General features: G+C 41.7%; 28 protein-coding genes and 1 riboswitch. Of the genes, 15 read left to right on the top strand and 13 right to left on the bottom strand.

The genetic code is table 11. From position 1 onward, the window contains the following. The first annotated feature begins 105 nt into the window (after positions 1-105). Genes miaB through secG form a run of 6 tightly spaced genes read left to right on the top strand, consistent with a single transcriptional unit; the run spans position 106 to position 5307 of the window. Positions 106-1548, top strand: coding sequence for a tRNA (N6-isopentenyl adenosine(37)-C2)-methylthiotransferase MiaB (gene miaB / locus GPM24_RS03120; RefSeq protein WP_158825277.1), 1443 nt, complete (start codon positions 106-108; stop codon positions 1546-1548). Between the two features lie 43 nt (positions 1549-1591). Then, positions 1592-1963: a four helix bundle protein gene (locus tag GPM24_RS03115; protein WP_158825276.1), complete on the top strand. Its 372-nt coding sequence runs from the start codon at positions 1592-1594 to the stop codon at positions 1961-1963. Between the two features lie 42 nt (positions 1964-2005). Continuing rightward, positions 2006-3244 (top strand): sigma-54 interaction domain-containing protein, encoded by a 1239-nt coding sequence (locus tag GPM24_RS03110; RefSeq protein WP_158825275.1) that lies wholly within the window; start codon positions 2006-2008, stop codon positions 3242-3244. Continuing rightward, positions 3244-3765, top strand: coding sequence for an LptE family protein (locus tag GPM24_RS03105; protein WP_158825274.1), 522 nt, complete (start codon positions 3244-3246; stop codon positions 3763-3765). Before GPM24_RS03110 ends, GPM24_RS03105 begins: the two co-directional genes overlap by 1 nt. A gap of 21 nt (positions 3766-3786) precedes the next feature. Continuing rightward, positions 3787-4932 carry a hypothetical protein gene (locus GPM24_RS03100; protein WP_158825273.1) on the top strand — a complete coding sequence of 382 codons (1146 nt, stop codon included), beginning with the start codon at positions 3787-3789 and terminating at the stop codon, positions 4930-4932. Between the two features lie 9 nt (positions 4933-4941). After that, entirely contained in the window at positions 4942-5307 is a 366-nt protein-coding gene (gene secG / locus GPM24_RS03095; protein ID WP_158825272.1) for a preprotein translocase subunit SecG, read from the top strand. Here the strand turns inward: secG and GPM24_RS03090 are convergent. Further along, entirely contained in the window at positions 5296-5478 is a 183-nt protein-coding gene (locus tag GPM24_RS03090; protein ID WP_158825271.1) for a hypothetical protein, read from the bottom strand. The two genes, secG and GPM24_RS03090, sit on opposite strands and share 12 nt — an antisense overlap. Before the next feature lie 64 nt (positions 5479-5542). Between GPM24_RS03090 and GPM24_RS03085 the strand changes: the two genes are divergently transcribed. The 3 genes from GPM24_RS03085 (at position 5543) to GPM24_RS03075 (ending at position 8724) form a co-directional block, all read left to right on the top strand. Continuing rightward, a complete protein-coding gene (locus GPM24_RS03085) occupies positions 5543-5818 on the top strand; it encodes a co-chaperone GroES (protein WP_158825270.1) in 276 nt (91 codons plus the stop codon). A 92-nt stretch (positions 5819-5910) separates the two neighbouring features. Beyond that, the gene (groL, locus tag GPM24_RS03080; RefSeq protein WP_158825269.1) at positions 5911-7545 is read left to right on the top strand and encodes a chaperonin GroEL; all 1635 of its coding nucleotides are present in this window, start codon (positions 5911-5913) and stop codon (positions 7543-7545) included. 333 nt (positions 7546-7878) lie between these two features. Next, on the top strand, positions 7879-8724 hold the full coding sequence (locus GPM24_RS03075; protein ID WP_158825268.1) for a mechanosensitive ion channel family protein: 846 nt from the start codon (positions 7879-7881) through the stop codon (positions 8722-8724). 150 nt (positions 8725-8874) lie between these two features. Here the strand turns inward: GPM24_RS03075 and GPM24_RS03070 are convergent, their stop codons facing one another. Genes GPM24_RS03070 through GPM24_RS03045 form a run of 6 tightly spaced genes read right to left on the bottom strand, consistent with a single transcriptional unit; the run spans position 8875 to position 14944 of the window. After that, positions 8875-10221, bottom strand: coding sequence for a DUF58 domain-containing protein (locus GPM24_RS03070; RefSeq protein WP_158825267.1), 1347 nt, complete (start codon positions 10219-10221; stop codon positions 8875-8877). A gap of 3 nt (positions 10222-10224) precedes the next feature. Next, positions 10225-11202, bottom strand: coding sequence for an AAA family ATPase (locus GPM24_RS03065; RefSeq protein ID WP_158826032.1), 978 nt, complete (start codon positions 11200-11202; stop codon positions 10225-10227). A 1-nt stretch (position 11203) separates the two neighbouring features. Beyond that, on the bottom strand, positions 11204-12373 hold the full coding sequence (locus GPM24_RS03060) for a DUF4350 domain-containing protein (protein WP_158825266.1): 1170 nt from the start codon (positions 12371-12373) through the stop codon (positions 11204-11206). Continuing rightward, positions 12370-13068, bottom strand: coding sequence for a DUF4129 domain-containing protein (locus GPM24_RS03055; protein WP_158825265.1), 699 nt, complete (start codon positions 13066-13068; stop codon positions 12370-12372). Before GPM24_RS03055 ends, GPM24_RS03060 begins: the two co-directional genes overlap by 4 nt. 39 nt (positions 13069-13107) lie before the next feature. Then, entirely contained in the window at positions 13108-13998 is an 891-nt protein-coding gene (locus GPM24_RS03050) for a hypothetical protein (protein WP_158825264.1), read from the bottom strand. After that, positions 13979-14944 carry a stage II sporulation protein M gene (locus GPM24_RS03045; RefSeq protein ID WP_158825263.1) on the bottom strand — a complete coding sequence of 322 codons (966 nt, stop codon included), beginning with the start codon at positions 14942-14944 and terminating at the stop codon, positions 13979-13981. The genes GPM24_RS03050 and GPM24_RS03045 overlap by 20 nt, the downstream gene beginning before the upstream one ends. 91 nt (positions 14945-15035) lie before the next feature. Here GPM24_RS03045 and GPM24_RS03040 point away from each other — a divergent pair, with 91 nt between their 5' ends. Further along, a complete protein-coding gene (locus tag GPM24_RS03040) occupies positions 15036-15788 on the top strand; it encodes an RDD family protein (protein WP_158825262.1) in 753 nt (250 codons plus the stop codon). Here GPM24_RS03040 and GPM24_RS03035 read toward each other — a convergent pair. Together GPM24_RS03035 and GPM24_RS22360 are read right to left on the bottom strand one after the other, a co-directional pair. After that, positions 15778-16173, bottom strand: a complete 396-nt coding sequence (locus GPM24_RS03035) for a DUF2752 domain-containing protein (RefSeq protein ID WP_158825261.1) — start codon at positions 16171-16173, stop codon at positions 15778-15780. The two genes, GPM24_RS03040 and GPM24_RS03035, sit on opposite strands and share 11 nt — an antisense overlap. Beyond that, positions 16174-16413, bottom strand: coding sequence for a CD225/dispanin family protein (locus GPM24_RS22360; RefSeq protein ID WP_158826031.1), 240 nt, complete (start codon positions 16411-16413; stop codon positions 16174-16176). Between the two features lie 151 nt (positions 16414-16564). Here GPM24_RS22360 and GPM24_RS03025 point away from each other — a divergent pair, with 151 nt between their 5' ends. Beyond that, positions 16565-17992 (top strand): L-serine ammonia-lyase, encoded by a 1428-nt coding sequence (locus GPM24_RS03025; protein WP_158825260.1) that lies wholly within the window; start codon positions 16565-16567, stop codon positions 17990-17992. A 129-nt stretch (positions 17993-18121) separates the two neighbouring features. On the opposite strand, the gene GPM24_RS03020 is transcribed toward GPM24_RS03025, so the two are convergent. The 3 genes from GPM24_RS03020 to dcd form a co-directional block, all read right to left on the bottom strand. Further along, the gene (locus GPM24_RS03020) at positions 18122-18403 is read right to left on the bottom strand and encodes an ATP-dependent Clp protease adaptor ClpS (RefSeq protein ID WP_158825259.1); all 282 of its coding nucleotides are present in this window, start codon (positions 18401-18403) and stop codon (positions 18122-18124) included. A gap of 198 nt (positions 18404-18601) precedes the next feature. Continuing rightward, a complete protein-coding gene (locus GPM24_RS03015; protein ID WP_158825258.1) occupies positions 18602-21331 on the bottom strand; it encodes a TonB-dependent receptor plug domain-containing protein in 2730 nt (909 codons plus the stop codon). An 87-nt stretch (positions 21332-21418) separates the two neighbouring features. Continuing rightward, positions 21419-21955, bottom strand: coding sequence for a dCTP deaminase (dcd, locus tag GPM24_RS03010; RefSeq protein ID WP_158825257.1), 537 nt, complete (start codon positions 21953-21955; stop codon positions 21419-21421). An 80-nt stretch (positions 21956-22035) separates the two neighbouring features. On the opposite strand from dcd, the gene GPM24_RS03005 reads away from it, so the two are divergent. Genes GPM24_RS03005 through GPM24_RS02995 form a run of 3 tightly spaced genes read left to right on the top strand, consistent with a single transcriptional unit; the run spans position 22036 to position 24142 of the window. Next, on the top strand, positions 22036-22674 hold the full coding sequence (locus GPM24_RS03005) for a 4'-phosphopantetheinyl transferase family protein (RefSeq protein WP_158825256.1): 639 nt from the start codon (positions 22036-22038) through the stop codon (positions 22672-22674). Positions 22675-22679: 5 nt separating this feature from the next. Then, on the top strand, positions 22680-23411 hold the full coding sequence (gene lipB, locus GPM24_RS03000) for a lipoyl(octanoyl) transferase LipB (protein WP_158825255.1): 732 nt from the start codon (positions 22680-22682) through the stop codon (positions 23409-23411). Next, positions 23408-24142: an SGNH/GDSL hydrolase family protein gene (locus GPM24_RS02995; protein WP_158825254.1), complete on the top strand. Its 735-nt coding sequence runs from the start codon at positions 23408-23410 to the stop codon at positions 24140-24142. Before lipB ends, GPM24_RS02995 begins: the two co-directional genes overlap by 4 nt. 71 nt (positions 24143-24213) lie before the next feature. Here GPM24_RS02995 and GPM24_RS02990 read toward each other — a convergent pair whose 3' ends face one another. Continuing rightward, entirely contained in the window at positions 24214-25281 is a 1068-nt protein-coding gene (locus GPM24_RS02990) for a branched-chain amino acid aminotransferase (RefSeq protein WP_158825253.1), read from the bottom strand. 191 nt (positions 25282-25472) lie between these two features. Next, a riboswitch (Fluoride riboswitch) is annotated at positions 25473-25539 on the top strand. 29 nt (positions 25540-25568) lie between these two features. Between GPM24_RS02990 and GPM24_RS02985 the strand changes: the two genes are divergently transcribed. Next, on the top strand, positions 25569-26849 hold the full coding sequence (locus GPM24_RS02985) for a voltage-gated chloride channel family protein (protein ID WP_158825252.1): 1281 nt from the start codon (positions 25569-25571) through the stop codon (positions 26847-26849). The last annotated feature ends 118 nt before the right edge of the window (positions 26850-26967 follow it).

Below are 26967 nucleotides of genomic sequence, written 5' to 3'. Positions count from 1 at the left end.
ATTGTTTAACAACATTATAGCTCGGATATTATTTTTTTAAACGCTGACAAACTGTCATTCAGTAATCAAAAATTATGTATTTTTGCAGCTCTAAAATTTTTGATAATGATGGATTTGCTTATTCCGGATAAAACACATGATGAAAGCAGGCAGGGTGAGGCATTGATGCTGGAGCAGGCTGATAATAAATATAATGGGCGCAAACTATACATCGAAAGTTATGGTTGTGCCATGAATTTTTCTGACAGTGAAATTGTTGCCTCTATTTTGCTGAATAAGGGTTTTGAAACTACTACCGATTATAACAATGCCGATGTGGTTTTCATCAATACCTGTTCTATCCGCGAAAATGCAGAGCAGCGCGTGCGCAACCGCCTGAAAGAATTTACAGTGGCCAAGGTGAAAAACCCAGGCATGATTGTAGGCGTGCTGGGCTGTATGGCCGAACGCTTGAAATCTAAGTTTTTAGAAGAAGAGAAACTTGTTGACGTAGTAGTTGGGCCGGATGCTTACCGTGATTTGCCTAATTTGATAGATCAGGTGGACGACGGTGCACGTGCTGTAAACGTATTGCTGTCGCGCGAAGAAACTTATGCTGATATCAATCCGGTACGTTTAAACAGCAATGGTATCAATGCCTTTGTATCTATTATGCGGGGTTGCGATAATATGTGCTCTTTTTGCGTAGTGCCGTTTACCCGTGGCCGCGAACGCAGCCGCGATCCGCAATCCATCATCAACGAGTGCCAATCATTGTTTGACCAGGGTTACCGTGAGGTTACATTATTAGGTCAGAATGTGGATTCATACAAATGGAAGCCAACTGTTGAGGGCGATAGCATCTCTACCGACGAAATAAAAGGAACCAACTTTGCACAGTTGCTGGAAATGGTGGCCTTGATTAGCCCGGAATTGCGTGTTCGTTTCTCTACGTCGCATCCTAAGGATATTACCGACGAGGTGCTATATACGATAGCTAAGTATGATAACATCTGTAATTACATTCACCTGCCGGTACAATCGGGCAATAGTCGTGTACTGGAATTGATGAACCGTACTTACGACCGGGATTGGTATATGGACCGGGTAAACGCCATCCGCCGTATTATTCCGGAATGCGCCATATCAACTGATGTGATTGCCGGCTTTTGTACTGAAACAGAAGAAGAGCATCAGGAAACTCTGAGCATGATGGATTTTGTACGGTATGATTATGCTTACATGTTTATGTACTCTGAGCGCCCTGGCACTTTAGCTGCAAAGCGCTTTGCCGATGATATACCAGATACGGTTAAAAATCGTCGTTTAAACGAAATTGTGAACAAACAGCGTCAACATTCGCACGAGCGTTTGCAGGCGCAGGTAGGCAAGGTGAAAAGAGTGTTGATTGAGGGTTTCTCTAAAAAATCAACTAACGATTACTGCGGTCGTAGCGATCAAAACGCTATGGTAGTTTTTCCGGTAACCGAAAACTATAAACCTGGCCAATATGTAAATGTATTGGTAGAACGATGCACTACAGCTACTTTGATAGGTAAAGTGGTTTAATAATAGAGGCAGGAACCAAGAGCCAAGAAACAAGTTTTTTGAAATGAAGCACAATTTTAAGAATTTGAAAGTTTGGCAAAAAGCAATGGAGTTAACTGATTTAACATATAGTTATTGCAAAGAATTGCCTCCCGATGAACGGTATAATTTGATTGATCAAATTAACAGGTGTTCTTGCTCTATTCCCTCTAATATTGCTGAAGGTTCCGGTAAAAGAACAAATGCCCATACAGCAGAGTTCTTGACTACGGCGTTAACATCATCGTTTGAATTAGAAACACAATTGCTCATATGCAAGCGGAGAGGTTATGGTAATAATGATAAACTTGAGAACTGCCTGAATTCTATTGAGGAAGTTCAGAAAATGATTTTTGCATTCAGAGAGCATGTAGTTCATAGGCCAGTCAGTCAGTAATCTTGGCTCTTGGTTCTTGTCTCTACATTCTATAATCTACTTATGGACGTACAGGAAATTAAACAACGCTTTGGTATCATTGGCAATTCGCTTTTGCTAAACCGGGCTATAGATATTGCCAGCCAGGTAGCACCAACGGATATATCGGTGCTGGTTACCGGCGAAAGTGGTAGTGGTAAAGAAGCTTTTTCACATATAATACATCAACTAAGCGCCCGCAAACATGGGCCTTTTATTGCTGTAAACTGCGGTGCCATTCCCGAAGGAACTATCGATTCTGAATTGTTTGGACATGAAAAGGGAGCTTATACTGGTGCTGTTGGAGAGCGTAAAGGTTATTTTGAAACCGTAAACGGCGGCACTATATTTTTGGATGAAATTGGCGAAATGCCCTTGGGCACACAGGCACGCTTGCTGCGCGTACTGGAGTCAGGACAGTTTATTCGTGTAGGATCATCTAAAGTAGAAAAAACAAATGTGCGGGTAATTGCTGCAACTAACGTAGATGTGTATGATGCAGTGAAAGCAGGCAAGTTTCGCGAAGATTTATATTACCGCTTAAATACCGTACCGTTGCGTATACCGCCGCTACGTGATCGTAAAGAGGATGTTTACCTGCTGTTTCGTAAATTTGCGTCAGATTTTACAGCCAAATATCGTACGCCGCCTATTCAACTGGATGAAGGTGCACAGCAGGTTCTTATGAACTACAGTTGGCCTGGCAACGTGAGGCAACTCAGAAATTTAGCCGAACAATTGGCCGTACTGGAGCGCGATCGTACCATCACGGCCGAAACGTTGATGAATTATATTCCCGCAGAGGCTGGTCGCAGTAATCTGCCTATGCGAGTAGAAAACCAATCGCGCGAGGATTTTTCAGAACGAGATATTCTATATAAAGTGCTGTTTGATATGAAGCGCGATATGGTGGAACTGAAAAAGCTGGTAGCCGATATTATTGAACACGGTGGGGCAGGCGGAAACTATACCGGCAACCCGCAGTTAGTTAGCCAGCTTTACCATCATGATATGGAACTGCCCGGCCATACCGAAACACAATTTACCATACAACAGCCCGTTGTTAATACAAGTAAGGTTAACGAGCCCATCATCACGTCACACACAGAAGAGGTAGAAGAGTCATTATCATTGGTTGATAAAGAATCGGACCTGATACGCAAAGCCCTTAAAAAACATAAAGGCAAACGTAAGCTGGCAGCGCATGAGCTGGGCATTTCTGAGCGGACCTTGTATCGTAAAATAAAAGAATTGAATTTATAATGTTATTAAAACGTGTAACGCTAAGTATTGCACTTGTTCTGGTAAGCATGGGGCTTTTTTCGTCATGCTCGGTAACTCTTAACGGTGCGTCTATACCGCCCGAAATGAAAACCATCAATGTACAGTACTTTGAAAATACTGCCCCGTTGGTAGTGAACAACTTAAGCCAGTTATTTACCGAGGCTATTAAATCACGTATCCGTTCACAAACGCGGCTGGCCATAGTAAGTGGCGAGGCTGACGCCACCTTGTCAGGTGCCATAACCGGTTACAGCATAGCACCGGTTTCGGTACAGGCCACACAAGGTAATCAGGCGCCTATTGCATCGGCGTCAAGGCTTACTATAACCGTTAATGTAAAGTATGTAAACGAAAAAGATAGTAAGCAGAATTACGAGCAGTCTTTTAGCCGGTATACTGATTTTAGGGGTTCTCTCGGAGCACAAGAGCAGCAGCTGATTCAAACCATCAACCAGCAGTTAACCGAAGATATTTTTAATAAAGCTTTTGCCAATTGGTAAGCAAATCGTAGTTTAAACCACGTGGAAGAAAATCAATTTCATCAGTATAAGGATATTTTACGCCAGGTACTCACTAAGCCGCCGGTTCAGGTAAACAACGAGTATACCAGCAAGGTACAAACGCTTGTTCATGCTTTTCCGCAAAGTGGTTTATTCCGGGCCTTGGCTGCTACGCCTGATGATGCGGAAAGTTTGAAACAGGCAGCGGCATGGTTTGCAGGCAAATCATTATATAAGGTAGTGAATGCGCCTCAGAATTTAAAAGAGGTGATGGCAGCGCAAATTATTGTTTTAGACCGAAAGAAGGCCGTTGAACCCGTAACTGAGGTATATGAAGCTGCGGATGTAGAGATTGTACCGGATCCAATAGTGGTGATTGAGGAAATATCGGTAGATAACAATCCGGAAACCAAGGTAAGTATTGTTGAGGTTATAGAGCCGGAAAGCTTGCCGTTAATTGAAAACCCGGCATCAAATACACAACAGTTGGTAAATACGGTTGAAGAGGAGTTGCCTGCACAAACAGCCGAAGATGAAAGACCTGCTGCTTTGCCCGAAACGCAGAAACTGATTATTGAGAACATTGCTTCTAATAACTACTTCGTTTTCGACCGTTCATTTATCGACCGTAATTCTCCGGGAACCGCTCCTGAAAGTTATCAGGAAACAGCCAAGCCCGCACCTGCCATACCCGTTGCAGCCGAAAGTAAGCAGACTATTGATCCGCAAAGTGTAACCCGTTACCATGACGACACCATGCCTTACAGTTTTATGTGGTGGTTGGATAAAACCCGGCGTGAACACAGCGGCATTTACCAGCCATTTGCGAATACAAACAGAGCGGGTGTCAATAAAATAGTGCAGTCCGACCCGGTGCAGCAAGCCATTGAAAGCCGGCGACGCGAAGATCAAATCATAGAACGCTTTATTAAAGAAGAGCCGCAGATAAAGCCGCCCAGCGGCGACAAGTTGGACAATGAAAACAAGGCCCGTTACAGTGCCGAGGACGATGAAGAAATGATTACCGAAACGTTGGCCCGCATATATGTAGATCAAATGCTATATGCAAAGGCCATAGCGGCTTATAAAATTTTAATATTGAAAAATCCGGAAAAAAGCAGTTACTTTGCAACCCAGATTGAAATTTTAGCAAAAAAGACTAATTAACATAAAGAGATGTATATTGTATTACTAATTGTAGCCATCCTGGTTTGCGTATTGTTGGCCATCATCGTATTAGTTCAAAATCCGAAAGGTGGTGGTTTATCATCTAATTTTTCGAGCTCATCACAATTGCTGGGCGTGCAAAAAACAGGTGACATTTTAGAAAAAGGAACCTGGGTTTTGGCCATTACCTTAATGGTGTTATCATTAGGTATCAATGTTGCTGTAAAAAGCAGTTCATCAACCGGCGATGCTTCTTCAGAGTATCATGATCAGATTAAAAGAGGTTCAACTCCATCTGCTACCGGTACAACAACAGCTCCGCTAACTTTACCAAAAGCGCCGGCTGCTAAACCAACTGACACTTCAAAAAAATAAAATTATATCAAAAAGCCCCGACATTAAATCGGGGCTTTTTTCTTTATATGCCTTCTGCCAACCTGGCATTGTCATGGCTTTGTAAGCCCTTCCACTTTCCCCTGATTTATTTAAACCTGACAATCCAACAGCCATTAGCTGACAATTTTTTGTTATTAGGCTGCTTGGCATAATTGCTGTCAAATAGCAAGCGTATAACTCAACATTACTTTATAACATATAAAATCTATAAATTATGTCATTAAACATTAAGCCTATTGCAGACAGAGTAGTAGTAGAAGCTGCTCCTGCCGAAGAAAAGACTGCATCTGGTATCTTCATTCCTGATACCGCGAAAGAAAAGCCTCAAAAAGGAACTATCGTTGCTGTAGGTGATGGTAAAAAAGATGAGCCTTTAACTGTTAAGGTAGGTGACCAGGTGTTGTATGGCAAATATGCCGGTACTGAAATTACCTATGAAGGCAAAGAGTATTTAATTATGCGTGAATCTGACATCTACGCAGTTCTGTAATTATTGAAAGTTTGATGGACTGACGGATTGATTTGATATCCTGTCTGGCATTAATTACTCATTCACTCAACAAATCAAAACTTAAAAAAGACATGGCAAAACAAGTAAAATACAATGTTGAAGCACGCGACGCTCTGAAACGTGGTGTGGACACTTTAGCAAACGCAGTTAAAGTAACTTTAGGCCCTAAAGGTCGTAACGTAATTATCGACAAAAAATTTGGTTCACCAGCTATCACTAAAGACGGTGTAACTGTAGCTAAAGAAATCGAATTAAAAGATTCTTTAGAAAATATGGGTGCCCAAATGGTAAAAGAAGTAGCCTCTAAAACTGCTGATATTGCAGGTGACGGTACTACTACTGCTACTGTTTTGGCGCAAGCTATTATCACTGCTGGTATTAAAAACGTAGCAGCTGGTGCTAACCCAATGGATTTGAAACGCGGTATTGACAAAGCTGTTGCAGCTGTTGTGGCAAACCTGCGCGAGCAATCTCAAACTGTTGGCGAAGACAATAACAAGATTAAACAAGTAGCTAGTATTTCAGCTAACAATGACGAAGTTATTGGTACCCTGATTGCTGATGCTATGGGCAAAGTAGGTAAAGACGGTGTAATTACTGTTGAAGAAGCTAAAGGTACCGAAACTGAAGTAAGAACTGTAGAAGGTATGCAGTTTGACCGTGGTTACCTTTCTCCGTACTTTGTAACCAACGCCGATAAAATGGAAGCAGAACTGGATAGCCCTTATATCCTGATCTACGACAAAAAGATTTCTTCAATGAAGGAACTGCTTCCAATTTTGGAAAAACAAGTACAAACCGGCAAACCACTGGTTATTATCTCTGAAGATTTAGATGGTGAAGCTTTAGCTACTTTGGTAGTTAACAAAATCCGTGGTTCACTGAAAGTGGCTGCTGTTAAAGCGCCTGGCTTTGGTGACCGTCGTAAAGCAATGTTGGAAGACATCGCTATCCTGACTGGTGGTACTGTAATTTCTGAAGAAAGAGGCTTTAAATTAGAAAATGCTGATTTAAGCTTTTTAGGTACTGCTGAGAAAGTAGTTATCGACAAAGACAACACTACTGTGATCAACGGTTTTGGTGATGCAGAAGCGATTAAAGCTCGCGTTAACCAAATCAAAGCTCAAATTGAAACTACTACTTCTGACTACGATAAAGAAAAACTGCAAGAGCGTTTAGCTAAATTATCTGGCGGTGTAGCTGTATTATATGTAGGTGCAGCTACTGAAGTAGAAATGAAAGAGAAAAAAGACCGTGTTGATGATGCTTTACACGCAACCCGCGCTGCCGTTGAAGAAGGTATCGTTGCTGGTGGTGGTGTAGCTTTCATTCGTGCTGTTGCTGCTTTAGCAAACGTTGAAGGTGCTAACGAGGATGAGAAAACTGGTATCCAGATCATCCGTCGTGCTATCGAAGAGCCTTTACGTCAAATCTGTCAAAACGCAGGTATCGAAGGTTCAATCGTAGTACAAAAAGTTAAAGAAGGTACTGCCGACTTTGGTTACAATGCCCGTACAGATAAATACGAAAATTTAATCGGTGCTGGTGTTATTGACCCTACTAAAGTATCACGTGTAGCTTTAGAAAATGCTGCTTCAATTTCAGCGATGTTGTTAACCACCGAGTGTGTGTTAGCTGATGATCCGGAAGATGAAAAAGCTGGTGCTGGTGCCCCTCCAATGGGTGGCATGGGCGGCATGATGTAATATTTATCATCCGTATTAAAATATATACAAACAGAAACCCTGTCTGCTTTTGCAGACAGGGTTTCTTGTTTTTAAAACTAATTGTTTACGAAAAAGGGTGTTTAAAGTTATATTTCGTTAATCAAATGATTAATTTATGACAATTTTAGCTTAGGCATGTTATATTTTTGTATAAAATTTCGAATATATACTTACAGGCATATAGTTTGATATTTTACAAGCATTATGAAACAAATTGCCCAAAGAAAGAAACAGCTGCAGACCAGGATATTTGAGTGGGTAGTACTTAAAGGTCCCGAACTTTTTGTGAGTTTAATGTCGTAAACTTGCTGAATGAATTTTCAGTTATTGTCTTACATTAATTTATTACTAGCCGAAAAGGCACCTGTAAATCCATCTATTACCGATTTATACAATAAAGCATATTTATGGGTAGTTAACAACGGCCCCAAATTGTTAATAGGCATTGTTGTTTTTTTTATAGGGCTGTCATTAATCAGTTTCTTAAGGCGCTGGATGACACGCCGCATGGCTCACAAAAAAGTCCATTCCTCTTTACAACCTTTCTTTTTAAGTTTATCGATCACCGGCCTGCACATGGTGTTGGTTATTGTGGTGATGGAAATAATGGGCATTGAGCTCACTATATTTACCGCCATATTAAGTGCTGCCACCGTAGCTGCAGGTTTAGCCTTATCCGGCACATTGCAAAACTTTGCCGGCGGCGTAATGATTTTGCTGCTGAAACCTTTTGAGATTGACGACAACATTATTGCCCAAGGGCAGGATGGTGTGGTTACGTCTATCCAGATATTTTACACCGTTGTGCTTACGTTTGATAATAAAACCGTTATCATTCCTAACGGCAAGCTGTTTAATGAAGTTATTGTCAATGTATCCCGCGAAGGTAGCCGCCGCCTGGATATCGAAATGAAATTGCCCTTTACGGCAGATATAGATCAGGTAAAAGCTATTTTAGGTAAGTCGATTGATTCTACTGAAAATATTTTGGTTCAGCCTTCTAAATATATTGGCATATCACAGATAGACCCTGATGGTTTTAGGTTTACCATACGTGTGTGGGTACAGCCTACCAATTTTTTAGCAGCCAAGCTAAATTTGCAGGAACGTGTTATTAAAGATCTGAAAAGTTCTGGCGTTAAGCTGCCGGGATTATAAGTGCAGGTTTCGATAAGAAGTAGAACTGTAATTAATACAAGGATGTCATTTCGAGTGTTGACGAGAAATCTTTTAATAGCGATAGGTTAATTAGGTAGTGTCAAAAGATCTCTCGCTAGCGTTCGAGATGACATTTATTTTTAAGTATCCTTATATCCTCTGCCGTGCTTTCAGCTCCAGATATTTATTTACCGTGTTAATAGTCAAATTCTGCGGAGCTGTTAGGATGGATTGGATGCCGTGCTTAGTCAACTCTTTAACCATCATTTTCTTATCATAGGCAAACTTTTCGGCAATGGTTTTAATGTAGATGCCTTCTACATCGGTAGCAGGTTCCTGGCTCACTTTTTTAAGTTCAGTGTTCTCAAAAAATACCACTAGTAATAAATGGAAACTGGCAATGCGCTTTAGAAAAGGCAAATGTCGTTGCAGCGCGGGCAAGCTTTCATAATTGGTAAAAAACACTACCAAGCTGCGTTGCTTAATTACCCTTCGGGTGGTAGCATATAATAGCTCCATATTGGTTTCCAAGTAGCGGGTTTTTTCTTTATATAATACTTCCAGAATTTTGTTAATATGTGCCGGTTTCTTTTCGGCAGGTACTATAGCACCAATTCTTTCGGATACAGTTATCAGTCCCGCTTTATCTTCTTTAAGTAAAGTAACATTTGATAGTACCAAACTGGCATTAATAGCATAGTCCATTAAGCTTAACCCTTCAAAAGGCATTTTCATGGCTCTTGATTTATCGATGATGCAATATACTTGTTGCGACTTTTCGTCAGTGTAATTATTGCTCATTAAGCTGCCATGACGTGCAGATGCCTTCCAGTTAATGGTGCGATAATCATCACCCGGCACGTAAGCTTTAATTTGCTCAAACTCCATACTGTTTCCCAAGCGTCTGATCTTTTTGATGCCTAGTTCGTTTAATCGATTAGAGATAGCCAGTAGTTCGTACTGTCGCATTTGCAGAAAAGAAGGATAAACCGGCAATACTTCAGTTTCTTCAAAATTGTATCGGCGGCTAATTAGGCCCAGCGGTGATTGCACATAAACCCGTATCAAGCCAAATTCATATTCGCCGCGCTTTAAAGGTTTAAGTAAGTAATTTATCAGCTTATGCTGGCGTGGTTTCAAGCTGGTTTTAAACCAAATATCACGCTTTTGAAACTGGTGAGGAATCTCGTCTATAATACCGGCCCGAATGTTAAAAGCATAAAAGTTTTCGATGAATACGCCCAGCTCGTTATTGTCGCCATTGCTCAGCCGTTCAGGCGCTTCACGGCGGGCAAATATGCCGTTGCGGGTGCCGTATAGCATCAAGCAATCTAATACCAGCAACAGTACTAATGCACCGAAAAATAAATTGGGTAATACGCCCAACCAAGTAAAAAAGAAACGGAAAACAAAAAATACAGCACACCCAATTAACCTGCCCAACAGGCGGTTGGTTAAAAATAAATTTTTGTAATATAAGCTGTATAAATTTTTCACGTGTTAGCGGGGTATTTCAATTTTTTGGATAATTTGAGACACTACCTCATCTGGTGTAACACCTTCCATTTCCTTATCAGGTGTAAGCATAATGCGATGTCTTAACACGGCTGGTGCTATCCAGATAATATCTTCAGGGGTTACAAAGTCTCGCCCTTTCATCGCGGCCAGAGCCTTTGCTCCATTAATGATAGCCAGTGACGCACGTGGCGAGCCGCCTAAGTATAATGATTTGCTTTGGCGGGTTTCAAATACAATCTTGGCTACAAATTCCAGCAGCTTAGGCTCTACAAACAGTTCGCGTACCTGCTTACGAATGGCTACAATATCCTGCGCTGATAACACCGGCTGAATTTCGGTTAACTGCTCGGTAGTTTTATGCTGGTGCTGCTGAGTCAGGATAGCAATCTCATCTTCCAGTGTAGGATATTTTACCTCTATTTTAAATAAAAAGCGGTCCAACTGCGCTTCGGGCAGGCGGTAAGTTCCTTCCTGTTCTACCGGGTTTTGTGTAGCGAGGATGATGAAAGGCTCATCCATCTGATAGCGATGTCCGTCTACGGTAACCTGCCGCTCTTCCATTACCTCAAACAAGGCTGATTGCGTTTTGGCCGGTGCGCGGTTCACCTCATCAATCAACACAATATTACCAAACACCGGGCCTTGCTTAAACTCAAACGCTGTTGTTTTTGGATTGAATACCGATGTGCCTATCACATCAGACGGCATTAAGTCGGGCGTAAACTGTATACGTGAGTAACGCGCATCAATGGCACGTGCAATAAGTTTGGCGGTTAAAGTTTTGGCTACGCCAGGCACGCCTTCAATCAGTAAATGCCCATCGGCTAAAATGCCTGCTATCAGCAAATCAATGGTTTGCTGCTGCCCAACCACAATTTTGCTAATGGTTGCTTTAATTTGCTCTACAGCATGGTTTAGGCGGCTCAGGTCTGTTCGGGGTACAAATATTTCGTCTTCCATGTTATCTGGATTCTGCATAAAATTCTTCTATCAGTTGGTTTAGCTTTATCAATTCGTTGTCGGCAATTTTTGTGTGATTGTGCAGGTAGTTAATCATCATCACCAGTTCGGTAGCCCGCTCAGGCGAAATACCGGTTTTTTGTGCAAGTGCGTCTGTAAATTCTTTATTAAGGATGTTTGTTTTCAGGTTATAAACCGTACGTATATGTTCCAGCAGGTAAGTGATTTTTTTGTGGGTGATATCACTATTGTTGCGCTGTTCATAATACACCTGGCCAACTACATTCACAAAATCAAGCGTTGCATTTTGCAGCGGTTCTATTACCGGTATTACACGTTGCCGACGCTTCATTTGGTATATTATAAAAATCAGCGTTGTGAATAAGGCAATGTAATAAGCGTAGCGCAAGCTATCGTTGCCAAAAATAACCCGCAACGGCGACTCATCTTCGGCGATGTCTTTATTTTGAAATTGATCCCAATAAATTTTATTAGTAACTGGCAGGTAGGATAAGGCTTTTGCTGCATATTCAGCTCCTTGTGGCGAAAGCAAACTGTAATTGGTAAACAGATGCGGATTGGCGCATAAATACAAGCTACCTTTGCCAAACTTCAATTGCAGATAATTGCTGTGGCCCAACCGGTTTTGCCCCAGCACAACAGCTTTTGCAGTATCAAATTTACTAAAATACTGATTGCTGATATCGTGCTGAAAGTGATACAGTTTGGCAGGTTGTAAATGTGGACTGGTAAATCGCAAATCTACATTGCCATTCCTGAATTCAGAACGTGTACGCAATTTCAAAGTATCGGCCAAAAACCCATTCCATACAAAAGTGGTGATAAATACATTGTTACCGGCTTTCAGGTATTTAACCAGTTCGTTGTAATCATACTTATTAAATTCGGTGGTATTGGCAAAAACAAGATAGGTGCCTGCCGTTTGGCTGTTATGCAATATTTTACTTAGCGGACTATTGGTTCTGACGACCGAAGCGCCCGGAAATACCTGACTCAATTGTTGATGCAGGACGGCTGTACCAAACGGTATCTTATCCTTATAATACAGTGAAGGCTTCCAATTTACCCTTGGTGGGCGGTTGTATTGGGCTATGGCATAAACCAGCAATCCGCCAAAACATACCAGCATCAAAAGTTTAAAATCTTTCATGCCAGTGTTTGTTTAAAGTGCGTAAAAAGGGTGTTGATGTTTTGAAACACCTGCCCGTTAATAGTAAACTCGCCATACCATACGTACTCAAACTGTCGGGTTAACACCGTAAAAGCTTCACGTTGTTCGATGTTTTGCAATTCGCTGATATAAGTACTGTTGGTTTTGTCTATCTGCCAATGAATAAGTCCGGCATCATTTAACTGTTTCAGCGATTTAAGATATAATAAACGCACGGCCAGCCGGTAATTATGCTGACTAATGGCCTGTTCTATACTATCATCAAAATTAATTTCATGGATGTTCTCCAAGCTTTCATTATAGGGCACTTCTGCACTAACAGGCTTTTTTTTGATGATGCTTAATATATCAACACCTATTAACCGTAAAATAAGAAATACCAGTGCGGCGATACCTATAGTTATAAAAAGGTATTTAAAAATTATAACCAGATAATATAAAGCAACATTTTTCTTGTCAGGCGTCATCCCATCAAATAAATGCCAAAACCAGCGCCAAAAGCGTGTCCATAATGATGGTTCTGCTTTTGCTTCATCATATTGAAACACCGGCAGTTTGCGGCAACTGTCCAGGTAAGATTTACTAAGGTATCGGGGCGTTATAACAGAGCTGTCGGTACGTAAAGTTATCTTGGGTTTGGGCACAGCAGCCGCTAACACAAAGCCGGTATGCATTATGATAATGAAAGTTAATAAATTGAGCCAGCGCTTCATTTAATATTCTTCGGCAGGTAAATTGGAGTCGGTTTGGGTGCCAAAGCGTTTAATGCGATCAATGAGGCCTGTACCTTCTTTAATTTCATTCAGGTTAAAATAGCATAATGCCGACGTAACTAGCGGCATTACAGTAAGTGTTATGCTTAATGTTTGCAATAAAGTCACTACTGCAATAATAGGTACCGATTTGGCAATACTTGGTGCGTGAAACAGAAGATTGATTACCATTAACACAACAGATGGCATACTAAAAATCAAGGCGGCAATGTATGTAATGATAAACATAATGATCATGGCGCCGAAAGTTGCCCACCAGTGGTTGTTGATTAAATTAAAGCTCCGGTTAAAAGCGTAGCCAAAACCGGCATTTTCAAAAACCATAATCGGAAATATCAATCCAAATATGGGGGATAACCAAACGCCAGGAATTAAGCATAATGCAAAGGCAAATGCCAGTAGTATACTTAGCAATAGCGTGCTGCCAAAAATTCTTAAAAAAAAGTATTTAATGTATACCCACAATTGTTCAATAGTAGGTGGCACGTTACCATGTTCTCTATACAAACTCATGTAACTAAATACAGTTACTGTTAATGTGGTATAGCCCAAAAGCATAAAAATTATACTTAAAAAATATTCTATACCAAACCGGCCGGATCTGCTGAAGTAATTACCATAGTCTGGATCAGTCATAGCTTGGCGTGTTAAGTCGACTGTTTTAATTTGCTGCAAAGTTTGCGTAATGGCCACCGCAATAAAGAAAAAGCCGCAAAAAATAGCTAATGCCTTAATAAGCGGCTTAAAGTTTTGCCTGATGAAGGTAAAAGTGTCAGAAACTAGTTCGCCAAATTCACGGCTTTTGGCCAGTTCAATCTTCTGCGGAGTCATGTAAAATAGAGTTTTTGTATAGTTTAATAGGATAAATTAAAACATACCAAATGATGAAGGCCAGCGATGATCCCAAAATGGTGAGGCTTAACCACAGCGGCATACCAGTATGGCGGGTTACAAAGCTTTCAAAAAAGGCAGCTATGGCAAAAATAGGCACCAGGCCAATCACAATTTTTAGCCCATCCTTAGCACCCCGTTTAAAGGATACCATACGTTTATAAGTTTTTGGGAAAAGCAGGCTGTTGCCTAAAATTAATCCGGCTGCGCCAGCAATTACAATAGATGAGATTTCAAGTGTTCCATGTATCCAGATAACCAGTATAGATTGCCAGCCTAAACCCTTGCTAAAAAAGAAGTATTCAAACGAGCCTAGCATCAGCCCATTGCGAAACAAAAAGAATACGGTACCTGCACCGCCAAAAATGCCCAGGATGTAGCATACAAATGATACATAAATATTATTCAGCCCAATCTGAAAAAACATTAAGAATTCGTTCTCGCTGTTATATACACCAAAGGGCTGGCCTTTGGCAATGTTGGCATTGGTCATGGCCACATATTCGTGCCCTAAAATGAGTTCCACAAACTGCTCATCATATTTGGCCGATAAAACGCCTAACAGGCAAAAAGTAGTGAAGAATAAAAAGGAATAAAGCATTTGCTTTTGGTAGGTGGCAAATACTTCGGGCAACTCATACTTCCAAAAAGCAACAAACCGGTTGCTTTTTACTTTTTTGTTTTTGTAAATAGACTGATGCAGTTTGGCCGCCAGGCCATTAAGATAAGTGGTGGTTTTAGATTTAGGGTAAAAAGTTTTGGAATACGCTAAGTCGTCCGTTATTTGAATAAAACGGTCGGCCAGCTCATCAGGGGTATGGGTTTTGGCCTCCTCAAAGCTTTTCCATTTGTCTGAATTTTGTTTAACAAACAGGGGTTCGCGCATGGCTTAGGTATGATAAAATTAATGGCTCAAAATAGATATAAAATTATTGGTTTTCAATTAAAATATCGGGCGGCGTTATATATTTGTTTGTATGCAAACCATTACTATAACCACCTCACAAAACATTGATATTGATTACGAAGTAGCCGGCCTGGGCGAACGCATTTTAGCCTACCTGATTGATGGCGGCATATTTATGGCACTATATTTTTTAGGTGTTATTATTGCTGTTGCCACAGCAAGCGTTGCTGCAAGTAGCATAGGTTACATTATAGCTATAGCCGTATATTTTGGTCTGTATGTATTTTACGATTTAGTTTGCGAAATATTTATGAACGGCCAAAGTCTAGGTAAGCGGGTAATGAAAATTAAAGTGGTTAGCCTGGATGGCGGACAGCCAACCATTGGCCAATACCTGTTGCGCTGGTTGTTCCGTATAGTAGATGTTACCATAACTTCGGGCGTTTGTGCGCTAATAACCGTAGCTGTTTCTGATAAAAGCCAGCGGGTTGGCGATATGGTAGCTGGTACTACCTTAATTAAAACCAATCCGCGTACCAAAATGGATAGTATAGCCTTTATGCCGGCGGGCCAAACAGACTACGAGCCGGTTTATAAAGAAGTAACACAGCTTAATGATAAAGAGGTTGCGTTGATACATGAAGTAATACATACCTACATGCAAACCGGAAATACAGCTGTAGTATACAACATGGCTGCACGCATTAAAGAGCATTTAAATGTGCAGGCGATGGAACGGATGGACGATTTACAGTTTCTACAAACCGTTGTAAAAGATTACAATTACATCTCGGCCAATGCCGATTATAATTTTAATGCTTAAGCGGAAACCCCGGTAAGTTTCGGATAATCCAGAATGCTACTACAATTACAGTTAAAATTTTAGGTGTTAATGGGTGGTAAATCACTTTCCACTTATAACTTTTTTGCTTGACAAAAGAGAGCGCTTGATAGCCAGAGTGAATAGCTAAAAAAGGCAGGCTGATAATTAATAGCAAGTTTTGGTGGATGGCACCGATGATATTACCATGTAATAGAGCATAAATGGCTCTTTGCGAGCCACAGCCTGGGCAGTCCAATCCGGTTAAGTAATGGAAGGGGCATTTAGGAAAAAAGCTATATTTCGCCGGATTATAATTAAAATATATACCAATTAGTATTAGTATACCAATTCCTATAAGTGCAAAATATAGCTTTTTACGTTTCATTTAATGACGACCTAAAAGGGCTGCTCCACCTAGTAAAAACATGAAGCCGAACCACAGAACGTATACTACTATGCCAATCCAGAAACCAATTTTAGTCCATTTGCCAGCTTGTGCAGAAGCGCGCTGAGCATCCTCATAATCGCCTCCGTCATAACGTCCGTTTACGTTAACGGCATTTACAATACCTGCAATTCCAAAAGGTAAGCAGCAAAAAAGAGTAACTAAAATTGATTCTACCAGCCAATTTTTAGGGCGTGGTACAGGAGATTGTGAAAAAGGTTTTTGTTAAAAATCAATGTGTAGTTTGGTATTAAATAATTGCCTGAAATTATTAATACAATTTAATATTGGCAATAGCGTTACAGATTATCTTGTAGTATCTTTGTGACACATGCAAAAAGAGCAGTTATCCGTATTTGATATATTTAAAATTGGTATTGGCCCATCCAGTTCTCACACCTTAGGCCCTTGGCGGGCAGCGCAGCAGTTTGTACAAGGGTTGCAGCAGAAGGATTTACTGGATAAAGTGGCACAAATAAAAATATTATTGTACGGATCTTTAGCTAAAACCGGTAAAGGGCACGGTACAGACGTGGCTATTTTGTTAGGCTTAAACGGGCATGATCCGGTTACGTTTGATGTAAACCAAATTGATACCGAGATCGAGTCTATCAATCAGCAGCACAAACTTACTTTAGGCGGTGTGCAATCGGTAAGCTTTTTTTATGAAGATGACGTATTGTTTTTGTTTGCTGAAAGCTTGCCTTTTCACCCCAATGCAGTCACTTTTCAAGCTTTCTTAAGCACAGGCAAGGCTATATCCGAAACCTATTATTCTATAGGCGGCGGCTTTGTGGTGAAAGAAGGTGCATCCAACCAGCAAAAACTAGAGGTGGATTTACCTTTTCCGATTGATACCGCTAATGATATTTTGCATTGGTGCCGCAAAACCGGTTTAAAAATATCGGAAGTGGTGCTGGAAAATGAGCAGGCTTGGCGTCCGGAAGAGGAAACACGGTCTGGGATATTAAATATTTTTAAGGTAATAAAAGAGTGTATGTACCGGGGCTGCCATACCACCGGTTATCTACCTGGCGGTTTAAATGTAGCCCGTAGGGCATCGGCTTTAAACCGCAGGCTTACTAAAGAAGCTACGTATAATAACTTTGACGAATGGATGAATGTAATTCGCCAAACCGGTAACAGCTTTCAAAATATTTTAGATTGGGTAAGCTGTTTTGCATTGGCCGTAAATGAAGAGAATGCTTCATTTGGCCGTGTAGTAACCGCACCTACCAATGGTGCAGCAGGTGTAATACCTGCCGTACTGCAATATTACATTGTGTTTTGTGACGGCTATTCGGATGAGCGCATACTACAGTTTTTACTAACAGCTTCCGAAATTGGTTGTATCTTTAAAAAAGGCGCTACTATATCAGCTGCAATGGGTGGATGCCAGGCCGAAATTGGCGTATCGTCAGCTATGGCTGCAGCGGCACTTACGGAATGTTTGGGCGGTTCGCAACGCCAAGTATTAATGGCAGCCGAAATTGCCATGGAGCATCACCTCGGCTTAACCTGCGACCCAATTGGTGGCTTAGTACAAGTGCCTTGCATTGAGCGTAACACTATGGGAGCTATCAAAGCCATCACTGCTTCGCAACTGGCCCTACAAAGTAACCCCGACAAGGCCAAGGTAAGCTTGGATGCTGTAGTAAGAACCATGTGGGAAACCGCCTTGGATATGAACTCTAAATATAAAGAAACCTCGGATGGTGGACTGGCTACCAATATTCCGATCAGTTTGCCTGAATGTTAGATTGGAATTGTTGGTTGCGTGTTGTCAGTTAGAAAAGAACATACAGGGTAATTTTACTTGCACCGCCAGCATTGTTTTGCAACGCTGAAAAACACCAAAACATAATTTGATTATTTCAGAAATAGCAGCTTAATCAACTGAAACGGTTAAGCCTTCTTGCTGTAATATCTTGCGGTAAACCTCCATTTCAGTAAATGAGCCTTCCAGAACAGCACATTTACCTTCATTGTGTACTTTCCAGGCAATTTTTTCGGCTTGAGATTCGGAATAATCCAGGTACTTCATCATGCAATAAATAACGTGATCGAAGGAATTTACATCATCGTTCCACAAAATCAAGCGGTGCATTTCTTTTAAGCTCGCCAGTATCTCTTCAAGTGTAAGTGTTTCTTCCTGTATTTCTGTTGGCATATCACAGCAAAGTTACCTAAAAGCTGCAATAAATCATTATTAAAACGCTAAACGTGTAGCCCCCTTGGCATAAGTTGAAATTATCTTTTTTATATAACGGGTAAGAAAAGTGAATACTTAGTATAATATTCAATTAATCTTAAAAGCTTTCTATCTGTCTGCAGTGTTGATAAAGACAGATAGAAAATTCCGGAAAAATTACTTAACCGTATATCGATACACCTGACGGCCGATATTACCCTCACCATCAATGCCTTCAATCACCACGCGGTAAGTGCCAGGCGAGCCGGCGTTAAAGTATTCGAACGATGCATGGCCATTGTCATCAGTAACAATATTAGGTTTCCAGAATATAGTGGTCCGAACATCAGCCACAGCCTGGTTGGTTTTTGGATCATCGTACTGCGGCGAATAAAATTCACGTGCTCTGTAATACCCTTTGGGTGTATAGGTAATTACACCCGGGGAGTAGATCTGTGAGGCATTATTAGTATAGTCGTTGCCACGCCGGGTGTTGATAAGCAAAACTCCGGCACCACCTCTTGATCCATAAATGGCAGTGTTTCCTATAGAGCGTAATACTTCAATACTGGCAATATCAATCGGGTTAAGAGATTGTATATAGCTGGCATCTACATAAATGCCGTCAACTATAATTTGCATAGGCGTGTTTGAACCGGCATTGCGGGTAGAGTAGGGTATACCTCCTCTAAATATAACACCCACCAAACGTCCTTGCAAACATTGATCAATAGTAACACAGCCCATTTTGGTAAATAGATCACCCATTATAACCTGATCGGCATTACCAGCACCATTTAGGTTGGATGAATTTTCGAGTGCTGTTTTTCGTTTTTCAGTAATGGTTACCTCTTTAAGTACAACGGTATGGTTGCCTAAGCCATAACGCGTTTCGGTATCATACTGCTGCTTGCTGTATTTCAAATAGGTTGCCAGCTTGCTGTCGGTGTTTATTTCTATGCCGGTGATGTTGCGGTTTTTTACAACTGCCGCCTGGCCTACGTTATTGTCGAGTGCAATTTCTACATTCTTGCCATTTTTAGCGGTGCGGGCTTGTAGTACAAATTTAATACTGTCTTTAAATACTAAATTTTTGAACGCAAACCTGCCTTGCGTATCTGCAACAGTGTCAATGATAAAAGTACCACCTGCTGTAGTAAATAGCGTTATTTTGGCATTGGGTACTGGTTTGCCGCCAGATGTTTTAACGGTGCCTGCTATTTGAAGCGCCTTTTCGGGCTGATAAACTGGTGCTGCAAAGGTGCCGGCCAATATGGGTTTCCAATCAAAGCGGCGATAGCCTTGTGTCAGCATCAAAACATCTAAATCAGTCTGTGTTTTTTCGTTTACCTGAGTAAAATAGTAATTAGGCTGTTCAATATAGCCGCGTAGATCAGAGGTAAGCAGCAGGCTGGATAGGATAGAAATTTCGGTAGCCTCATCAGTTTTTACCTTACTTTCATCAATCACAGCTGCCGAAAAGCTGCCCACCACAGGCTTATTGCTGCTATTAACAGCATTTAAATCGATTTTTACTTTTCCGCGAACATTGCTTGTTGCTGAACCTGCTTTAACGTTCAGCTTCAATAAATCATTGCCGTGCTGTACAAATACAATGCGCTCATTCAAAGGTTCGCCAGTGGATGAGAACAATGTAAACTGCACAATGCCCGACGGAAAACGGCTTTTAGGAATGAGTGTACCAAACGTATTGGTGCCGGGTTTGCTTTTAGCCACAAAGGTTATATTCCCGCCTGATTGGGCAACTATATACACAGGTGCGTCATTGTTAACATTGCTGCCGGTTACCCGCAAACTAATGGTGGCCGAATCGGGCATGCCTACGGCTAAAACGTAGCCTTGATTTAAAGCTGTGGGCAGGTTCACCGTGTTTTGCGAACCATCTTTATAAGTAATTTGCGCTTTGTAAGTTTTACCGGCTTGCGGTGTCAATGCAAAATATCCCATCCCGGCATGGCGGGTGGTCAGAATAGCTACCTGTTGATTTTCATTGTCTGTAACTACACCCTTTATATCTGTACCTAAACCATCAGCGCCTAGAGCTTTAAAAGCAACTTTAGAACGTACACCATTCACCAGAGAGCCGCTCTCCGGAAAGAACTGCACATTCACCTGATTGGAGGTAGCTTTTACCGGAACAGTTTTCGTTACTACTTTTTTATCGGCTACCTGAATTTCGGTAGTAATGCGGCCTGATGTAAGCAGGGCAGGGTTGCTGTTAGTAAAATCAACAGTTAAATTGCCTTGGTTATCCGTTACGCCTTTGCCTCTCGTAATTTGCTTGTCATTCAACTGTACGCGGTAACTAACGGGCTTGCCTGAATAAGGGTTGCCTGATAAGTCTGTATAGTTAATTATGGTGCTTACTTTTTGCTGATTGTTGAGGGTGCTATAAGTAAAATTCGTTTTGGTAAATACGGTATTGGTTGCGGCATTACCAATACTGATGGTTTTGTTAAAAAAGTAATCTTCGCCGGCGTTGCGCATCCAGTTGGTATAAGCGCGTATGCGGTAGGTACCTTCCTGTAAGGTATCACTCAAAGCAAAATCGCCCCAGGCAGTACCGCTTATCACAGGCAGCTTGATGTATTGCTTAATGGAATCGCGGTCGTCAATCAATTCTACGTTTAAGGCACCGCTGATGGCCGAAAGCCGGTGGTCACTACCTACGGTTATATAGGCTTTAAACCAAATATTATCGCCTACGGCATAGTATGGCTTGTCAAACTGCAGGTAAACTTTTTCTTGCGGATTGGCGTTAATCCATTTTTCCAGCTGACTGGTTATTTTGTTAAGAATAGGGTCGTCATCAATCCGGATAAAGCCAACTAACCCGGTTATCATCCCTATGGTAAGAATGTAAAAAAACGTTTTTCTGAAATTCATTTGAATCAGGTATACTTATTTAGGTATACCAACGGCAAGCAGAATAAGTTTTAATAAGCCGTTGGCATATAGATGATAACGGTAAAATTAGAATTTATTTTTCCACATCATACTTTCTACCGGCCGTGTAGTAGGATTGTTATATTTGGCGTTGCCTTTGGTATTATACATGGTTTCAATTTCGCCTTCTACCACAAAGTAAATAAGCTGACCAATTGGCATGCCGGCATATATGCGCACAGGTTGCGAAACAGATATTTCTAACGTCCAGGTGTTGCAAAAGCCTACATCGCCTTTACCGGCGGTGGCATGTATATCTATGCCCAATCGTCCGGTGCTCGATTTGCCTTCCAGAAAAGGAACGTGTTTGTGAGTTTCGGTATACTCCATGGTTACACCCAGGTACAAAGTGCCGGGTTGCAGTACAAAACCATCTTTCGGAATCTCAAAATAGTCAATTTCGTTATGCACTTTAGCATCCAGTACACGGTTGCGGTAGGTGGCCAGATGTTTGCCTAAATGTACGTCGTATGAGTTGGTACCCAGGCATTCACGGTTAAAAGGTTCAATGATGATATTGCCTTTTTCAATTTCTTCCAGTATTCGTTTGTCCGATAAAATCATAATGCCTTGAGGGGAGAGATAGATGGAATAAAATTAAGATTATTTACACTAATTTTGCTTTCCGTATTTGTAAATTATTTATGGCCATAGCATTTCAAAAGCAGGTTGACAGTGATACCGAGTTTGCCCTTTGGCGCATCGAGGAAGATGCCGTTACACTGTACAATCAGTTGCAGTTGAATGATGAAGAAAAAGCTTTTGTAGAGCAGCTGGCCAACGGTAAACGTAACCTGCATTGGTTAAGTACCCGCGTTTTATTACGCACCATGCTAAATACCGAAGAGTATATTGATTGCAAAATTGATGAGCATGGTAAGCCTTACCTGGCCAATCTGCCTTATCATATATCGCTTAGCCATTCGTTTGATTATGCAGCCGTGATGATTAGCCGCTCGCGCCCGGTGGGAATAGATATTGAGCAAATTAAACAGAAGGTAGAGCGTATTGCCCATAAGTTTATGAAACCTGCCGAAATGGCTTTTATCAGCTCGCAAATGCCCATTGAGCATTTGTATGTATGCTGGTGTGCAAAAGAGGCGGTATATAAGTGCTACGGCCGGAAAGAGGTGTCTTTTTTAGATAACATCGATTTAAAGGCCTTTGAAGTAAATACATCAGGTAATTTAGATGCTTCTTTGCGTAAAGACGATGTTGCACTGGATTACCGGGTAGACTATTTGCAATACGAAGATTATATGGTTGGTTACGTAAAGGGATAAATGGTATGAAAAATAAACAAGTTACGTTTCAGGACTGGGGCTTGATTGATTATAAAGATGCTTGGGACAAGCAGGAAGCGCTTTTTGCTGGAACCGTTAAACTAAAAACGGAGCTTCGTAACCGGCATCTGGCTGTACCAGCAGGCGAAACGGAAGAGGAAAATGTACTGACACCTAATTACTTAATTTTTTGCGAGCACCCGCATGTATACACTTTAGGTAAAAGCGGTAAGCCAGAGCACTTGTTGCTGGATGAAGCAGGCCTAAAAGAAAAGAATGCTACTTATTACCCTATTAACCGTGGCGGCGATATTACTTATCATGGTCCTGGTCAGTTGGTGGCTTACCCAATATTGGATTTAGATAACTTTTTTACCGATATACACCTTTACTTGCGTACGCTGGAAGAAGCTGTAATCAACACACTGGCAGAGTACGGTATCACTGCCGGCCGATACCCGGGCTATACTGGTGTTTGGATAGATGCGGATAATGAGCGGGCCCGCAAAATATGTGCGATGGGCGTACGTTGCAGCCGCTGGGTGACGATGCATGGCTTATCGTTCAATGTTAATTCCGAGCTTGATTATTTTAACAACATTGTACCTTGCGGTATTGATGATAAAGATGTAACCTCTATCAAACGTGAACTTGGTCGTGAGGTTGATTTAAATGAAGTAAAGCAAATCCTGAAACACCATATTTCCGTACAGTTTGGTATGGAGATAATTGGATGAAAACAGTAAGCTTATTTTTATGGACATTGGCAGCCTTGTTTGGTTGCAAATCAAAAGATATGGATGATGTTCCTTACGTACAGCCTGCTACTAATACCGCACCTGTACCCATGCCAACCGGCAATGGTACAGCGGTTACTTATTTAGCTTTAGGTGACTCGTATACTATTGGCGAGACGGTTACCGCACCCGAGTCTTTTCCTTATCAGCTTACGGCCGAATTAAACAAGCTTAATTACAAAGCTGCTGCACCAGTTATCATTGCCCGCACTGGCTGGACAACCGATGAACTAATCAACGCCATCAGTGTCCAAAACTTAGCACAAAAGTTTGATATAGTTACGCTGCTGATTGGGGTTAACAACCAGTATCGCGGCTACAACATAAATACTTATCGTACTGAATTTGTGCAATTGCTTAATACCGCTATTAGCTATGCCAACGGTAACAAGAAGCATGTTTTTGTAGTGTCTATACCCGATTGGGGCGTTACGCCGTATGCCAGTGGTCGCGACCGCAATAAGATTGCAGCCGAAATAGACCAGTACAATGCTATCAACAAGCAGGAAACTGAAAAGGCTGGCATCAGTTATACCAACATTACCCCCGGCTCGCGGCTAGCAGCACAAGATCGTACGCTGATTGCGGCAGACGGGCTTCATCCTTCCGGTAAAATGTATGCGCAATGGGTGCAGCAGTTAATTGTTGAGGTAGCAAAGAGTTTAAAATAGGAAGACAATTTATATATAAAAGCAAAAGCCTCAGATAACTTCTGAGGCTTTTGCTTTTATTCAGTATTCAATTATACGGTGTAATTCCATCCATGTTCGTCGGCTACACGGCCGTAACGGATATCGTTCAACTTTTTAAACAATTTGGTTGAAAACTCACGGCTGGCTGGGTCACTCAGGTGATATTCTTCGCCTTCATAAAATATAGAGCCTACCGGTGCAATCGTGGCAGCGGTACCTGCACCAAAGGCATCGGTTAATTTACCACTTTTAGCACCTTCAATAATCTCGGCAATCGAAACACGGCGCTCTTCAATCGGCATGCCCCAATCGCGTGCAATAGCTAATACAGTATTGCGGGTTACACCGTCCAAAATAGTGTCGCGGGTAGATGGCGTAACCAAAGTGCCATCCAGTACAAACATTACGTTGGCAGCGCCCATCTCTTCGGCATATAGGTGCTCTTTGGCATCGGTCCAAATCATTTGGTCAAAACCTTGTTCTACCGCACGGCGGGTAGGTAGCATAGCACCGGCATAGTTACCGGCTGCTTTAGCATATCCAAAACCGCCTTCGGCAGCGCGGGTATACTCGGTTTCAATTTTAACACGCAAAGGCTTAGAAAAATATGGACCTACCGGACCAGTAAGTACCATAAACTTATATGTTTTAGATGGCACTACACCCAAATAAGGGTCGGTAGCGAACATAAACGGACGGATGTAAAGCGAATGATTTTCGGCTGTAGGCACCCAATCGCGGTCTACATCAACCAGTGCTGCTATACTCTGCACAAAAATATCTTCAGGCAAATCGGGCATGCACAAACGCTGAGCTGATTTATTAAAGCGGGCCGCATTCTTATCCGGGCGGAATACAGAAACAGTGCCGTCTTCGTGTTTATAGGCTTTCAAACCTTCAAAAAAAGCTTGTCCGTAATGTAAGGCCGAAATAGCCGGACTCAGGCCAATTTCGCCATAGGGAACAATTTGGAAATTTTTCCATTCGCCATCGGCATAGTCGGCCACAAACATATGGTCGGCAAAAGTGTGGCCAAATACCAGATTGTCGAAATCGGTTTCGGCCAAGCGTGAATGGTTAGTTTTAGTTATCTTGATGTCAAGCGTTTCTGTAGTCATGGCTCGATGAAATTTGAAAAATGGCAAGGTATGAATTTTTGAGGGGAAATGGTAGCCTAATATTGATATGAAAGCCTGGTAGTTTATTGATAAATAAGCTGCAGAATAATAAAGTCAGTGTAATTTGATACGATTACAAATTCAATTTTACATTGATGGTGTTCAAAATATTTTTCATATTTGCTTTCATTCAAACACAAGGTGATGGTGCTCCACCTAATTGAACCGCTTGCAAAAGCTGATGGCGCCTGCTTAAAATAAGTAGATATTTATTTAATTGCAGGCTCATGTTCAAAAATTACTTTTCCAAATCTTACATCGTAGGTCATTACATTATCCGCTGGATACTGATTACTGTTCCGGTTGCTGTAGCCATTGGCAGTATGGTGGCCTTATTTTTATGGCTGCTTAACTGGGCTATCCATTACAGGTTTGCCCATACTTGGTTGTTGTACCTATTGCCTTTGGCCGGGGTAGTTATCCATTTTTTATATAAACTTTATGGCCGATCGGCCGAGCGTGGCAATAACTTAATTATCGACGAGATATATGAACCGGGGGCTGGTGTGCCCCGTCGTATGGCGCCGTTAATTCTGATAACTACTGTAATAACTCACCTTTTTGGCGGATCGGCCGGGCGTGAGGGAACGGCGGTGCAGATAGGAGGTAGCATAGCTAATATGCTGGGCACCTGGTTTAAGTTGCAACCGCAAGACAAGCGTGTTGTTTTAACCGCCGGTATAGCTGCCGGTTTCGGTGCGGTATTTGGCACACCACTGGCCGGGGCAGTGTTTGCTATGGAGGTATTAGTTATTGGCCGTATACAATATACTGCTTTGCTGCCATGCCTGGTTGGTGGGTTAATTGGTGATGCTACGGTGGCCGCCTGGGGCGTGCAGCATACGCATTATCATATCGGTAATATATCGGTTGGGCAAAGCATTTACGGACATTACCTGACTGTTGATTTTTGGTTGTTGTTAAAAGTTGTACTGGCGTCGGTTTGCTTTGGGATAGCCGCTTATGCTTTTGCCGTTACGGCACATGGTGTTAAAAATTTAGCTAACCGTTTTGTTAAAACGCCCTGGCTAATACCAGTATATGGCGGTTGTATTATTGTTGCCCTCACTTTTATTTTGGGCAAGCCAGATTACTTGAGCCTAGGAGTCGATCCCGAATATCCGGGCGCTGTTACCATTGTATCGGCTTTTCAGCAAGGCGGCGCACATTTTTTTAGCTGGTTTTGGAAGTTGATTTATACCTGCATAACCCTCGGAACGGGTTTTAAAGGAGGCGAAGTTACACCGTTGTTTTATATAGGTGCAACGTTGGGCAATACATTAGCAGGCTTGTTAAATGCGCCGGTTAGCCTTTTTGCAGCTTTGGGCTTTATTGCTGTATTTGCTGGCGCTACCAATACCCCTTTGGCTTGTACCCTGATGGGGATTGAATTGTTTGGCAGTGAGCATGCTTTATTATTTGCCGTAGCATGCTTTATAGCCTATTACTGCAGCGGCGATACCGGCATTTATAGTGCCCAACGGAAGGGTGAAGCAAAAGGTGGATGAATGGTTAAGTAGTTGAGTTGTTAAGCAGTTGATAAAGTTTGAAAAGATAAAACAACTGTGACAGGATGCAAATTAGTTAAATCAACCAATCAACCAATCAACCAAACAACCAACGCAA

Origin of the sequence: Mucilaginibacter lacusdianchii (genome assembly GCF_009770985.1) — a bacterium.
Lineage (GTDB): Bacteria > Bacteroidota > Bacteroidia > Sphingobacteriales > Sphingobacteriaceae > Mucilaginibacter > Mucilaginibacter lacusdianchii.
Note: the sequence above shows the minus strand (reverse complement) of the source record. Positions and strands in the feature narration are given on the sequence as shown.